Source organism: Cereibacter sediminicola (assembly GCF_007668225.1).
Classification (GTDB): Bacteria; Pseudomonadota; Alphaproteobacteria; order Rhodobacterales; family Rhodobacteraceae; genus Cereibacter_A; species Cereibacter_A azotoformans.
On sequence record NZ_VDEK01000051.1, the window covers coordinates 1 to 14,075 of the forward strand.

14 protein-coding genes and 1 pseudogene are annotated in these 14,075 nt (G+C 62.4%); 8 read left to right on the forward strand and 7 right to left on the reverse strand.

The window, feature by feature from the left end; genetic code table 11:
• Positions 1-486: 486 nt before the first annotated feature.
• Genes FG154_RS18975 through FG154_RS18985 form a run of 3 tightly spaced genes read right to left on the reverse strand, consistent with a single transcriptional unit; the run spans position 487 to position 2,525 of the window.
• On the reverse strand, positions 487-1,464 hold the full coding sequence (locus FG154_RS18975) for a zinc-binding dehydrogenase (protein WP_036721204.1): 978 nt from the start codon (positions 1,462-1,464) through the stop codon (positions 487-489).
• Positions 1,465-1,473: 9 nt separating this feature from the next.
• The gene (locus tag FG154_RS18980) at positions 1,474-1,884 is read right to left on the reverse strand and encodes an organic hydroperoxide resistance protein (protein WP_036721207.1); all 411 of its coding nucleotides are present in this window, start codon (positions 1,882-1,884) and stop codon (positions 1,474-1,476) included.
• Complete coding sequence (locus tag FG154_RS18985; RefSeq protein WP_131674561.1) at positions 1,884-2,525, reverse strand: TetR/AcrR family transcriptional regulator; 642 nt, start codon at positions 2,523-2,525, stop codon at positions 1,884-1,886. Before FG154_RS18985 ends, FG154_RS18980 begins: the two co-directional genes overlap by 1 nt.
• 123 nt (positions 2,526-2,648) lie before the next feature.
• On the opposite strand from FG154_RS18985, the pseudogene FG154_RS18990 reads away from it, so the two are divergent.
• Positions 2,649-3,409: pseudogene (locus FG154_RS18990) on the forward strand (IS5 family transposase).
• Between the two features lie 71 nt (positions 3,410-3,480).
• Complete coding sequence (locus FG154_RS19000) at positions 3,481-3,738, forward strand: hypothetical protein (RefSeq protein ID WP_246087817.1); 258 nt, start codon at positions 3,481-3,483, stop codon at positions 3,736-3,738.
• Between the two features lie 26 nt (positions 3,739-3,764).
• Here FG154_RS19000 and FG154_RS19005 read toward each other — a convergent pair whose 3' ends face one another.
• Entirely contained in the window at positions 3,765-4,238 is a 474-nt protein-coding gene (locus tag FG154_RS19005; RefSeq protein ID WP_425456866.1) for a DUF411 domain-containing protein, read from the reverse strand.
• A gap of 120 nt (positions 4,239-4,358) precedes the next feature.
• On the reverse strand, positions 4,359-6,788 hold the full coding sequence (locus FG154_RS19010) for a heavy metal translocating P-type ATPase (protein WP_246100453.1): 2,430 nt from the start codon (positions 6,786-6,788) through the stop codon (positions 4,359-4,361).
• Positions 6,789-7,025: 237 nt separating this feature from the next.
• Here FG154_RS19010 and FG154_RS19015 point away from each other — a divergent pair, with 237 nt between their 5' ends.
• The 5 genes from FG154_RS19015 (at position 7,026) to FG154_RS19035 (ending at position 9,375) form a co-directional block, all read left to right on the forward strand.
• Complete coding sequence (locus FG154_RS19015) at positions 7,026-7,223, forward strand: heavy-metal-associated domain-containing protein (RefSeq protein WP_090614344.1); 198 nt, start codon at positions 7,026-7,028, stop codon at positions 7,221-7,223.
• A gap of 98 nt (positions 7,224-7,321) precedes the next feature.
• A complete protein-coding gene (locus FG154_RS19020) occupies positions 7,322-7,699 on the forward strand; it encodes a hypothetical protein (protein ID WP_145111344.1) in 378 nt (125 codons plus the stop codon).
• On the forward strand, positions 7,690-8,229 hold the full coding sequence (gene copM / locus FG154_RS21785) for a CopM family metallochaperone (protein ID WP_281282091.1): 540 nt from the start codon (positions 7,690-7,692) through the stop codon (positions 8,227-8,229). The genes FG154_RS19020 and copM overlap by 10 nt, the downstream gene beginning before the upstream one ends.
• Positions 8,230-8,349: 120 nt before the next feature.
• The gene (gene cueR, locus FG154_RS19030) at positions 8,350-8,748 is read left to right on the forward strand and encodes a Cu(I)-responsive transcriptional regulator (protein ID WP_145111347.1); all 399 of its coding nucleotides are present in this window, start codon (positions 8,350-8,352) and stop codon (positions 8,746-8,748) included.
• Between the two features lie 159 nt (positions 8,749-8,907).
• On the forward strand, positions 8,908-9,375 hold the full coding sequence (locus FG154_RS19035) for a c-type cytochrome (protein WP_246100451.1): 468 nt from the start codon (positions 8,908-8,910) through the stop codon (positions 9,373-9,375).
• Between the two features lie 84 nt (positions 9,376-9,459).
• Here FG154_RS19035 and FG154_RS19040 read toward each other — a convergent pair whose 3' ends face one another.
• Positions 9,460-10,002, reverse strand: coding sequence for a class I SAM-dependent methyltransferase (locus FG154_RS19040; RefSeq protein ID WP_222120578.1), 543 nt, complete (start codon positions 10,000-10,002; stop codon positions 9,460-9,462).
• Between the two features lie 10 nt (positions 10,003-10,012).
• Positions 10,013-12,331 (reverse strand): heavy metal translocating P-type ATPase, encoded by a 2,319-nt coding sequence (locus FG154_RS19045; protein ID WP_145111359.1) that lies wholly within the window; start codon positions 12,329-12,331, stop codon positions 10,013-10,015.
• A 685-nt stretch (positions 12,332-13,016) separates the two neighbouring features.
• Here FG154_RS19045 and FG154_RS19050 point away from each other — a divergent pair.
• Positions 13,017-14,075: hypothetical protein (locus tag FG154_RS19050; RefSeq protein ID WP_145111350.1), on the forward strand; the 1,059-nt coding region annotated here is incomplete at its 3' end.

Genomic DNA, 14,075 nt, shown 5'->3' on the forward strand with positions numbered 1-14,075 from the left:
CATGACGTAAGTCATGAAACTAGGCCCCGGCAGGCGGCCCTCGGCGGAGCCTTACCCTGTTCCTGCTAGGCAATGTTGACAAATGGCAACGTCTGAAGCTGAAGCAGGCGATGTCGATTAAGCCGAAGAAATTATTACGGTTCTGTCGCATCCGGATCATAGGCAGCGCATGACAGCTCTCGATGTCTTCTTGGGCTTTATCAGTGGCATAGCCGATGTTGCGACCAAAACGGGATGTATCGTCAGGTTATCGGTGCGGGCCTGCTGCATGTCTTTAGCCGTTGCAGGCCGAATGATCGCCTCTGGCATCTCTCATACGCGACATGCGTTTGCCCACGAACGCAGGCTACCATCCTTGTCAGTGTCGACAAGGATGGTAGCTGAGTTACTGGCGTGGGGCACCATCAGCTCACAGGCCTAAATGCGACAGCAACCAGAAAGACATGTCAGACCTTGTCCAATTGGGTGGCTGAGCGTCACCGCAGTTCACGGCCTCAGCAGCACTTTGCCCTTCTTGCCCGGCGCAAGGGAGGCCTTGACGGCATCGGTGATTTGCTCAAACGCAAACACCGCCTCGACCGGCAGGTCCAGTTCGCCTGTGGCGACAAGGCGTAGCAGCTCGCCGATCAGACGGATTTTCGTGTCGGTCGGCATGGCCTCGCTGACCTTGGAGCCCCAAAATCCCTTCACCACAGCCTGCTTGAAGATCAGGTCGCCCGAGGCGATCTGCATCGGTTCCCCGTTCATCGTGCCGAAGGACACCAGCAGCCCGTTTTCACCAAGAAGCGACAGCAGGTCTTTGCTGGCCGTGCCGCCGATGGAATCCACCGCCGCGCGAATGGATGCACCGCCGGTGATCGCCCGCACGCGGTCCTGCCAGCCCTCGGTCGCTGTTGAGACAGCATTGCCGATTCCAACTGCGGAAAGTTCGTCGACCCCGGCATCGCGGCGCACAAGGTTGACGACATGCACACCGCGCGCCGTGGCCAACCTTGCCAGAATCTTGCCAACCGCGCCATTTGCGGTGTTCTGGATCACCCAGTCCCCGCTTTTGACGTCAAGAAATTCCAGCAACGAGATTGCGCTGAACGGCATGGCGATAAGCTGCGCAGCCGCTTCGTCTGAAATGGCGTCCGGGACAGGAACCAGTGCGGTGGCAGGTGCCACAAAATACTCCGCCCAAGCGCCATGAACGCCCGCGACCGCGACCCGCTGCCCAACTGTCACGCCCGTCACATCCGCGCCCAGGGCGTCGATGGTGCCGACCGCTTCCGAGCCGCCGATGGCAGGCAGCTCGGGCTTGTAGCCATAGCTGCCACGCACCGTCCAGAGGTCGTGATTGTGGATCGGCGACAGGATGGTCCTGATGCGTACCTGACCGGGACCGGGCTGCGGGATGGCGCTGTCCGACACGATCAGGACGTCGGCCGGTTCGCCAAACGTGGTGTGAATGTTACCGCGCATGATGTTTCATTACACAGTGGTGACGTGCAGGCGCACATCGATGTTATTACGTGTCGCATTGGAATAGGGGCAGACCTGATGCGTCGCCTCGACCAGGTCGCGCGCCGTGGCCTCATCCAGACCGGAGAGTTTAACATGGATGTCGATGTCCAGCTTGAACCCGCCATCCGGCAGTTGGCCGATACCGACTTCGGCTGATGTTTTGCTGCCGCTCAGTGCCAGTTTTCGAACCTGGGCGACATGGTGCAATGCGCTGTCAAAACAGGCAGCATACCCCATGGCGAAGAGCTGTTCCGGGTTCGCGCCCGGCTTGCCGGAGTTCGGCGCCGTCAGGTCGAGCGCAAGGCTGCCGTCATCCAGCGCCGTGTGGCCCGAGCGGCCACCGATGGCCGTGGCGCGTGTTTTGTAGAAAATCTTCATTATGCCGTTCCTTTCGTCTGCAAAGTAGGATCTGCCGGACAAGCCAGAAGCTGTTTCGTGGCGACCATGGCCCGCTCCATCGGCATGTGGCTACGGGTCAGCTTGGCAAGCAGCGCGGCACCAAGCCACATCTGGTAAAGAACCTGCGCCAAAGCCTCTGGTTCCGGTCCAGGTGGAAGCGAACCATCGTCCCGCGCCTCGACGATCAGAGTGGTGATGCGATGCAACACTCGTTCGATGCCATCGCTGAGGACCATCCGCATGGCTTCAGACAGGTCGGCAACCTCGGCCGACAGCTTGACGGCAAGGCAGTCTTCCGCCCATCCGCGCCCTGCGGTCTCTCCCGCATCTGGATCGAGCCACGCTTGCCAGTAGCGTAGCAGCCGCTGACGTCCATTTTCGGCTTCAATGGCAAGCAACTGGTCAAGCCGGTCGCCGTACTCTGTAACGTAGTCGTCCAAAAGCGCGCAACCGAACGCCTCCTTGGACGCGAAGTAGTGATAGAACGAGCCTTTTGGCACACCAGACCCCTTCAGGATTTCCTGAAGACCGAGTGCGGAAAAGCCCTTGCTCAGGACAAGCCTGTAGCCGGTGTCGAGAAGATTCTGCCGTGTGGCTTCAGCTTTGGATGTCAGTGTCATACAAGGGATATAGGCGTTAATAGACCAGTCGTCTAGGGCGTGTCGACAAAAGGGGTTCACCGGGCGCGGTGATCGTGATTCAAGCTGGTATCTGCAATGGAGACCAGCGTGGCACGAGACCTGATGTCGAACGACGAGTGGGCGTTCTTTAAACGCTTCATCCTGGCTGTCCGTTCTCCGAACGGCCGCAAGCCCACGAACCATCGGCTTGTTCTGGATGGGATTTTCTGGATCGCCCGAACGGGGTCGCCCTGGCGCGACCTGCCGGAAGAGTTCGGCAAATGGTCGTCTGTCTATCGGCAGTTCCGGCGCTGGACGTTGGCGAGGCTGTGGGAACAGATCCTGGAGGCGCTGAACGAGAGCCGGATCGTGCCGGATGCGCTGCAGATGATCGACAGCACCGTGGTTCGCGCTCATCATCAGGCAGCGGGCGCAAAAGGGGGACTCCGCGCCAAGGTTTCGGCCGCTCGCGCGGTGGCTTCACGACCAAGATCCATCTGCGGGTCAATGCGGCAGGCCTGCCCATGAGAACCGAAATCACGGCCGGGCAGACATCGGACTACCTCGGCTTCGATCTGGTCATGGCTGACAACCTGCCCGAGCCAAGCGTTCTGCTCGCAGACCGCGGCTACGACTCCGACAACATCCGCAAGACCATGGAGGTGCGCGACGTGGTGCCGGTCATCCCCATGCGCAAAACCCGGAAGCTACGGGTCGCCGTTGACCGCAGGCTCTACCGCCTGCGCAATCTCGTTGAGCGGTGCTTCAACAAGCTCAAGAATGCCCGTCGCGTCGCCACCCGCTACGACAAGACCGCCGAAAGCTTCCTGGGCTTCATCGACATCACGTCGATCCGCTTATGGCTCCGCCATTTGTCAACATGACCTAGCGCTTCGGCGGTCCGGCGAACGCACGGGCCGCCTCGCCGAACGCCTTGAGACTAGGGAGAAGGCCAATGATGTCCAACGCCGGATGCTGGAAGCCGCCGCTCGCCGCCCTCGCGATCGCAACGAGCTTGCTGAGCGGCTGCGCGACGGTCGGTTCTGAGACGGGCGAGTTCGGGACTTGCCCACCCGTCGTCGAGTATAGTCGGGAGTTTCAGGCCAGGGCTGCCGAGGAACTGGCTTCGTTGCAGCTTGGCTCGGCCGTTGGCGAGATGCTGAGCGACTACGCTGTCATGCGCGACCAGGCGCGTACGTGTCTTCGGCCCTGATCACGCGCCAAACAGCAGCACCAGGATCAGGCAGCCGCATAGCTTGTGAAAACTTCGGTCGAGCCGTCACGCCGGATCAGGAACACCTCGTAAGCCTCGCGCTCGGTTTCTGGACCCATGCCGGGCGAACCGTAGGGCATCCCCGGCACCGCGAGCCCGATGGCGTCCGGGCGTTCCTCCAGCAGCCGACGGATATCGGCTGGCGGAACATGACCTTCGATCATGTAGCCCGCGATCCTGCCGGTGTGGCACGAACCCATCTCTTGCGGGATCCCGTTGTCGAGCTTGTAGCGCGCGAGCGCCGTTCCTATGCTCTCTTCGACCGTCACATCGAACCCGTCGGCCTGCACGATCTCGACCCAGGCCGAGCAACATCCGCAGTTTGGATCTTTTAGGACGTGGAGCGCAGGTCTTGCGTCCGCCACTGCCGGAACAGCGGCAGCAACCGAGGCGGCGCATGCTCCCAGCATCAAGCCTCGACGGGTAAAATTCAGTTTCATTTCTTCCTCCATTCTCTGGGGCATCGCCTGCGATTTTCCCGGAGCTTCATGGCATCTTTCCCCGAAGCTTTACCGCACGCACCGGGTTCTTTCCATGCGGCAGCATCTCACGGCGCCTCATCATCGGCCGACGTCAGCGATGGGAGCCCGGAAGCGCTTCAGCCTCAGCGCATTACCCAACACGAACACGCTCGACATCGCCATGGCTCCGGCCGCCAGGACGGGAGACAGGAGCCATCCGAAGGCGGGATAGAGCGCCCCGGCGGCGACGGGGATGAGCGCGGTGTTGTAGGCGAAGGCCCAGAACAGGTTCTGCCGGATGTTCCGGATCGTCGCCTTTGACAGCGCGATCGCATTCGGAACGCCCTTGAGGCTGCCCGACATGAGGACAACATCGGCGGCCTCGATAGCGATGTCGGTTCCGGTACCGATGGCGATGCCGACATCCGCCTCGGCCAAGGCGGGCGCGTCGTTGATGCCGTCCCCGACATAGGCGAGCCCGCCATGTTGGCGCTTCAGCGCCCTGACGGCCTCCACCTTGCCGTCCGGCAGCACCTCGGCCACGACCTCGTCGATTCCGAGCTGTCGTGCGATGGCTTGCGCCGTGCGCCGGTTGTCACCAGTGATCATCGCCACCTTCAGTCCGAGATCGTGCAGGGCCCGGATGGCCTCCGGCGTGGATAGCTTGATCGGATCGGCGACGGCAATGATCGCGGCAAGCTCGCCGTCGACGGCGGCATAGAGCGGCGACTTGCCCTCGTCGGCCAGTCGTGCGGCGATTGTCGCGAATGCACCGACATCGAGTCCGAGCTTCTCCATGAATCGGTCGGCGCCGATCTCGACGCGGCGTCCGCCGACATCGGCGCTGACACCATAACCCGTCACGCTCTCGAACCGTGTCAGATCGGACAGCGTCAGCCCGTCTGCCTCGGCGGCTTCGACGATGGCGCGCGCGATCGGATGCTCGGATTTCGTCTCCACCGAGGCGACCAGCGCGAGAACCTCATCGCGGGCATGACCGCTCGTAGTCTCAAGGTCGGTGAGGGTGGGCTTGCCTTCGGTCAGCGTCCCGGTCTTGTCGAGCGCGACGACGCGCGCGTCCTTGAGCGACTGCAGCGCCTCGCCCTTGCGGAACAGCACGCCCATCTCCGCGCCGCGCCCGGTTCCGACCATGATCGATGTGGGTGTCGCGAGGCCCATCGCGCAGGGGCACGCGATGATCAGCACGGCAACCGCATTGACGAGCGCGAAGGTGATCGCAGGCTCCGGGCCGAAGATCGCCCAGACAAGGAAAGTGAGCGCGGCCGTCGCCATGACGGCAGGCACGAACCACAGCGTCACGCGATCAACGAGCGCCTGGATGGGAAGCTTGGAGCCCTGAGCCTCCTCGACCATACGGATGATCTGCGCGAGCATGGTGTTGGCGCCGACCGCGGTTGCGCGGAAGGTGAGTGCGCCGGTCTGGTTGACGGTTCCACCCACCACGGTCGCGCCAGCCTGCTTCACGACCGGCACCGGCTCTCCGGTGATCATGGCTTCGTCGACGAAGGACGCGCCCTCGACGACCTCGCCGTCCACGGCGATCCGCTCCCCGGGTCGAACATCTACAAGGTCGCCTGTCACGACGTCGCCAAGCGCCACCTCGACAACCTTGTCATTGCGGCGGACGCGGGCCGTTTTCGGCTGGAGACCGACAAGGCGCTTGATCGCTTCCGAGGTCCTGCCCTTGGCCCGAGCCTCAAGGTAGCGGCCGAGCAGGATCAAGGTGACGATCACGGCGGCCGCCTCGAAATAGACGTTCACCGTTCCTGGGGGCAAAAGCTGCGGCGTGAATGTCGCCACAACCGAGTAGGTCCAGGCGGCCAGCGTGCCGACGGCGACGAGTGAATTCATGTCCGGCGCGCCCTTGATGAGCGCCGGCAGGCCGATCCGGTAAAACCGCAGGCCTGGCCAGAACAGCACCACTGTCGTCAGAACGAACTGCAGATACCAGCTCTCGCGCATGCCGACGGTGTTCATGACGAGTTCATGAACCGCCGGGATCAGGTGGGAGCCCATTTCCAGGACGAACACAGGCAGCGTCAGTAGGGCCGCAACAGTAACGTCGCGACCCAAGACGGCTTGCTCCGCCTGCTTGCGGGACGCATGCGCCTCGTCGTCTTCGTTCCCGCTTACCGTCCGCGCCTCATACCCCGCAGAGGAAACTGCAGCGACGAGATCGCGATCCGTGACACTGCCTGAGGCGGAAAGCGAAGCACGTTCGGTCGCCAGATTTACGGTGGCGGATACGACGCCCGGAACTGCGAGCAGCGCCTTTTCCACGCGCGCCACGCAGGACGCGCAGGTCATGCCATCGATGACGAGCGTGATCGAGCGGCTTGGAACCTCGTAGCCTGCGTCTTCGATCGCCCGGACCAGACTGGCCTGATCGACAGGCTGGACCAAGGTCACATCCGCTCGCTCGGTGGCGAGGTTGACCGTCGCCTTTTCCACGCCTTCAACGCGGTTCAAAGCCTTCTCGACTCGCCCGACGCAGGACGTACAGGTCATCCCGACAATCGGAAGCGAGACAGTGGCGAGTTTCGGTGTCAGGTTGGAAGCGATCTCGGCGCTTCCTGTCGCGTGGACGTTCATCATCGATTCCATTGGCGAGTGCTGTCGGAGCCCTTCTGCTCTTTCCAGTCACTGGAAGGTCAACACCCGATTTCGTGTTGATGACGCCCCTTGACCTTCCACCAACTGGAAGCCCCATCTTGAAAGGTAAGCAGAACCCTTCAGGAGAGTGCCATGCAGTTCCAGATCGACAACATGACGTGCGGCGGCTGCGCCAGGAGCGTCACCAAGGCGATCCATTCGGTCGATCCGCAGGCGAAGGTCGACATCGATTTGCCCCAGAAGCGGGTGACCGTGGAGTCGGGCGTCGATCGATCTGCTGTTGCGTCCGTGCTCGAGGACGCCGGGTTCTCGCCTCGCCCCGCGGCATGACGCTCGGCCAATAGTCAGAAGCAGCGCCAAGAGGAACGCGCTTACTTGAAGCGGGTTGTAACTGCTGAGTAAGCGTCTTCCCTGGTGGATAACCATTGATGAAAAAATCAGCGCGGATTTCGAACCTGGCAATGGCAGCGTTACTGGCGCTGGCATTCGCCTTCGTCTGGCCGCCTGCCAACTTTGGCTCCCCATCACTCAATGATCACACAGCGCAAGCGGAAGCCCATACTCAACACGCTCATGCCAAACCGAGCGACCAGCACAGCATTCTCACCGTTCAGATGGACGCCGACTGTGATGCTGCGACATTAGGCTGTTGCATGATGGCTCATTGCTGTCCGGGGATTTCAGTCGCAGCGCATGAAATTACCACCGTTTCGGCCAGCGACGAGACGACGGCTGCGACGCCGGTGCCGGGCTTGGGAAGCGATCCTGGGGTGATCCTCCCCCCTCCGCGACGTCTGTGGCTCTGATCGCTCGACAAATCATACATTCAGGAGAACTCAAGATGACTATCGCAAAGACGATCCTAGCAGCGGCTGTCGCCGCAACCGCCTTCTCGGCGCCCGCTTTGGCGCAGGACGCGGAATTCCAGCTCCCCGAGCAGTGCACAACAGCTGCCGCCGCAGGCGGCATGGACCATTCGGCTATGGGCCACGGTGGCATGCACGGCAATCGGGGCGGCGGCATGGGCGCCGGCATGATGGAGATGATGGGCATGGGAGGCATAGACCTTGAAAGCATGCCCGAGCATGTCCAGGAGAACATGCGCAAGATGATGATCACCATGCCGGCCATGCACGAAGGCATGATGATGGAGGATGCCGACGTGGCCTTCGCCTGTGGAATGATCGCCCACCATCAGGGCGCCATCGACATGGCTGAGGTTTTGCTCGAGCACGGCGACGATCCGCAGATGCGGGCGCTTGCCGAAGAGATCATCGCGGCGCAGGGCCCCGAGATCGAGCGGATGACCACTTGGCTGGCTGAGAACGCCAACTGAGACCACAGTGGCCGCGCGGTGCAGACCGCGCGGCCACTTCTGTCCGCGCGCCTCGAAATTACTTGAGCTTCCAGCGGCTGGAACCCTTATGTTGGCGCGAGAAGCTACGGAGATGCCGCCATGAACATCGGAACAGCCGCCAGGCAATCGGGTCTGCCGCCCAAGACGATCCGCTACTACGAGGACATCGGTCTGCTGACCGCCGACCGGGCCGCCAACGGGTATCGCGATTATTCCAACGAGGACGTCCACCGGCTGCGCTTCGTCCAGCGGTCCCGCAGCCTCGGGTTTTCGGTCGAGGAATGTCGGCAGCTGCTCGCCCTCTACACCGACCGTGACCGCGCCAGCGCGGATGTGAAGGCGATCGCTACCGAGAAGCTCGGCGAGATCGACCGCAAGATCGCGGAACTGACCGGGTTGCGGGAGATGCTCGGGCATCTTGTCGAGACCTGTCATGGTGACGCTAGGCCCGAGTGCCCGATCATCGACGGGCTCTCGGGAAAGTCGCGCGACCACTAGGACTCAGGGGGCCAGATCAATGATGGGCGACGGCATGATGTGGGGAATGGGGTTGTGGGTCCTTGTGGTCGCTGTCCTCGTGGTGCTCGTCGTAGCGGCCCTCGTCAAATACATCTTCTTTCGCTGATGGCAGGGTCGTGGCGCAGACAGGGGCACAGGATGCCGGTCAAACCGCTCTTGCCCGGTCGGCATCTGTTGCCTGCATTCTCCCTGATGATCGGGCTCTTGCCGTTTCCGGCTGCGGCGTTCCTCCACGCTTCCGAGACGGACGCCAACTCCGGCCGCGCGCTTTACGTCGAGCACTGCGCGGCCTGCCACGGCGTCGATCTGGAGGGACAGCCCGACTGGCGCAGCCCCGACGCCAGCGGCCTTTATCCGGCGCCGCCGCATGACGAGACGGGCCACACCTGGCACCACGATGACGCCATGCTCATCGACTACATCACCCGAGGCGGTCAGGCCGTCCTGGACGACATGGGCGTGACCTTCACGTCGGGCATGCCGGGCTTCGGCTCGATACTGGACCATGGCGAGATCGAAGCCATCCTCGACTACATCAAGTCGTCCTGGCCCGAACACATTCGCGACGCGCAGGCGCAGCGGTCCAACGCGGTCGCTGCAGACTGACGGTTTTCCGCACCCGTCAGACCTTCCGAAAGAGCCCGAAGTGGAACCGCTGCACGCTGCCCCACGGCGTGCGGTGTTCGTGGCTCAGCGATCGGACGAGCCGATAGGCGCTACCCAGCCGTTCCGAAAGCAGGGCCGCATCATAGCGCGCGACCGGCAAACCGCTGCACGAGGTCGGGCCATCTGGCGCGAACGTTCCGATGATGGCGTGGCCGCCGGGGCAAGGGCCCGATCCATGCCCCGCAGATAGGCGTCCTGATCGGAAGCCTCGGTCAGGAAATGGAACGCGGCCCGATCATGCCAGACGTCGAAGCGGCCGGAGGGCTGCCAGTGCAGGACGTTCGCCAACACCCACTCGACCGGTGCATCCGGCGATAGCCGCGCGCGTGCCGTGCGCAAGGCAGTTTCCGAGAGATCAAGAACCGTTATACGGCGGAACCCTTGGTCCAGCAGGCAATCCACCAGCCTCGAGGAGCCGGCCCCAACATCGACGATGGCCGCATCCTTGCCCGCGCCTGTCTCCGCTATGAGGTCGAGCGATACCTGCGGACGGTCCTCGAACCAGCTTGTCTCAGCCTCCTCCTTGCTCCGGTAGACGCCTTCCCAGTGGTTCGGTTCTTCGGACATCGTCAGCCCTTTACAGCTCGATCCGCCGCAGTCGCAGCGCGTTCGTGATCACCGACACCGACGACAGGCTCATCGCCGCCGCCGCGATCATCGGGGACAGCAACATCCCCGTGAGCGGGTAGAGCAGCCCCGCAGCGACCGGCACTCCGAGAGTGTTGTAGGCGAAGGCGAAGAACAGGTTCTGCTTGATGTTGCGCACGGTGGCGCGAGCCAGCTTGCGCGCCCGGACGATGCCCATCAGGTCGCCGCCCAGCAGGGTGATCCCGGCGCTTTCCATCGCCACATCGGCCCCCGTACCCATGGCGATGCCGACATCGGCGGCAGCGAGCGCGGGCGCGTCGTTAACCCCATCGCCCGCCATCGCGATCTTGTGGCCGTCGCGGCGCAACTGGTCGATCAGATCCTTCTTGGCTTCGGGCAGGACGCCGGCGCGCACCTCGTCGATTCCGAGCTTGCCCGCCACCGCCTGCGCCGTGCGCTCATTGTCGCCCGTCGCCATGATCACCCGAAGCCCCAAGGCGTGAAGTTCCCTGATCGCCTGCGCGGTCGAGTCCTTTATCGGGTCGGCCACCGCCACGATCCCGGCAAGCATGCCATCCACAGCGATGAACATCGCCGTCTTGCCCCCGGCGCGCAGGATGTCGGCCTTTGCTTCGACGGCGCCCGTGTCCAATCCCATCTCCCGCATCATCGCAGCGTTTCCGAGCGCCACCGCGCGTCCGCCAACTCTGCCGCGCACGCCCTTTCCGGTGACGGCCTCGAAGTCGGTCGCCTCCTGACGCGGCGCACCCCGTGCCTCGGCGCCCTCGACGATCGCCTCGGCCAGCGGGTGTTCCGAGCCGCGCTCAAGCGCTGCGGCCAGCGACAGCAGTTCCGTCTCTGTCAGATCGCCAAGCGCGACCGTATCCGTCAGCTTCGGCTTGCCCATGGTCAAGGTGCCGGTCTTGTCGACGATCAGCGTATCGACGCCCGCCATGCGCTCCAGCGCCTCGGCGTCCTTGATCAGCACGCCCGCCTGCGCGCCGCGCCCCGCGGCCGTGGTGATCGAGATCGGCGTAGCGAGACCCAGCGCACACGGACAAGCGATGATGAGCACTGACACAGCCGAGGCGATGGCAAAGACCAGCGCGGGCTCGGGGCCGACGGTCAGCCAGACAACGAAGGCGACGATCGCGATGGCGACCACCGTCGGCACGAACACCGCCGAAACACGGTCGGCCAGACCCTGGATCGGCGCGCGGGAGCGGCGCGCGTTCGACACCATGGCCACGATCTGCGCCAGCACGGTGTCGGAGCCGACCTTGCCCGCCTCGATCATCAGAGAGCCGTTCTTGTTGATCGTGGCACCGGTCACCGCATCGCCCGGACCTTTTTCGACCGGCATCGACTCGCCGGTCAGCATGCTTTCATCGAGCGACGAGCGGCCTTCGATCACCACACCGTCGACCGGGACCGCGTCGCCCGGGCGCACGCGCAGCCTATCCCCCTCCATGATGTTCTCGAGCGGCGCGTCGTATTCCGTGCCGTCCGGCAGGATGCGCCGTGCCATCTTGGGCGCGAGGTCCAGAAGTGCACGGATCGCATCGCCGGTCCGCTCCCGTGCGCGCAGTTCGAGCACCTGGCCGACGAAGACCAGCGCCACGATCACCACGGCCGCCTCGTAGTAGGTGCCGACGCCATGGCCCATCCGGTAGGCATCCGGAAACACGCGAGGGAGGAAGGTCGCGACCAGCGAATAGAGATACGCCGCCCCGACGCCGAGGCTGATCAACGTCCACATGTTGGGCGACCGGTTCAGCACCGAGTCCCAGCCACGGCGGAAGAACGGCAGCGCCGCCCAGAGGATGATCGGCGTCGCCAGCACGAACTCCAGATAGCTCGCCGTCTGATGCCCGACCCAGTCGCGCACCGGCAGCGCCACCAGTTCGCCCATCGTCAAGATGATGAGCGGCACCGCCGCGGCGGCCGAGATCCACATCCGGCGGGTGAAGTCGGTCAGTTCCTCGCTGGGCTCGTCCGAGGGTACCATCGGTTCAAGCGCCATACCGCAGATCGGGCAGGAGCCCGGCGCATCGCGCACGATTTCCGGATGCATCGGGCAGGTGTACTGGACGTTTGCCGGAACAGCTTTCTTGCGGCCTGCGGCACGACCCGAGGCGTAGAACCAAGGATCGGCCTGGAACTTCGTCTGGCACTTGCCCGAGCAGAAATGGAAGTCCTTTCCGTCGAAGGTCTCCGATCGGGTCTCCGGCTTCAGGGTCACCGTCATGCCGCAGACAGGGTCGATGGCCGTCAAGCCAGTTGCAGGCGCATCGTGGTGCGTCGGCATTTCATCATTGGTGTGGGCGTGACCTGCGTGGCGATCGACGGTGGACATGGCGTTCTCCTTTCGCGGTCTCAGCCGCGTGAAGGCCGATGCACGGGCCCCCAGGAGCAATGTGCTCCTTCCTGTCACTGGAAGGTCAAGCGCCGATTAAACCAAACGCCGTCATGGCGCATCGAAGTAATGACCGATGCCCGATGCCCGAGGACGCCCGTCTGTATCAATGAAATCAATAACTTAATGTGGAGAAGGTTGGATATCAGGCCCATCCCCTCCGCCACTTGCCCTCGCGAAAGCGTTCTCCCGATCCGATTGCTGCCGGATTTTTCTGTTGTTTTCGAGGGTTATGCGGGAGAGGCTGAGCACTGCCCCCCCGCGCTAGGAGGCCCGTAAGCGGTCTCTCAGGGCCGATATTCTCCGGACCTGTTGACTACACCAATTTGGTGCGTAGCTTGTAGGCTTTTGAAATCGCAAATCTTTTTTCCAATCCACCCGAACACTTCGACGCCGGTCGCGCTCGATAGAGGGAACAGAAATCGAACCTAACTTGATCTCGGTCTTTAGTTGGATCGCTTCTTTCCCGAGTTACTTTCCTACCAAAGCGATCGAGGGTGCGTTACCTGACTTCTAATTGTTGGCACGTTTGGTATACGCTCGACCGTGTGCCCCGTGCCAACCAACAGGAGAGTTGATGAGCTTTCTTAGCCAGCGTTCTTTGGTGGCAGCATCCACTCTCGCGGGTCCACGGGTCTACTCGACGGATCTGCATTCCTCAAACTTTCGGAACGAGAGCTTGGATGACTTCGTGCTCACCACAGCACGAGCGCTGAAAACCAAGATGCTCACCAAGGGCACAGTGACTATCCATATGTCACATCTGCTTTCGCCAGGCGGAATTCATTTCTTAGAGGCCTTTCCCGAAGTTCTTCAATGCAAGGCGTTGCTGCCGGCATTTCGCGAAGATAAGCAATCCGTTGGGGATTACGTGAACGATCACGAGGAGGCCTATCACGCTGCAGGTATTGATGGGGCGCAGGTGGCGGGAATTGTGTCGTTACTTGAAGCCTCGTTCGAGCACGTGATGCCTTGGCAACTCGGCGACGTTCATGCTCGGTATAGAGACCGGATCGCTGCCGGGCTTGTTGACCCGGCTTCGACGGCTCGCCGACGCCTTCTCGTTGCAAACGGAAATAATGAAGCCGAGATCAATGCCATCGCGGAGGAAATTGCGGCTGGTGATTTCTCTGAAGACGGTTCGATGAGACGATACTTGAGTGAAACCGACCCCAAGATCCGGTCGCTCCTCAGATATTACGAGCAGGCGGTTTATCACATAGTCGGGACGAGTGTCGTCAACTGCGAGTCCGGGACTGATCTTTCGCCCGCGTCGACCTTCAGCGCACTGGTAGTAGCAGAGAACGATTATTCTGCTGCGCAGCCCCCCGTCTCCGATGCGAACGTGTTCATGCGCTTTTTTCTCGGAGAAGCATTTGAAGCGATGCAGTCGGGGGCAGTGCCCGTGGCTGCGTTAGACACGATGTCCTTCGAGTATGTTGATCGTATCATCCAAAGGCTTCGGGAGGCAAAATTTCATGAGCGATACGACGAAGTCGTGAGCACAGCGATCGCGAAATCAAACGCGCTACCTCCAAATATGATCGTAAGGCTCCGCCGAGGGCCGCCTGCCGGGGCCTGGTTTCATGACTTACGTCATGACGTATGTCATGCGCTAAGGTCGTTTCACAATTTG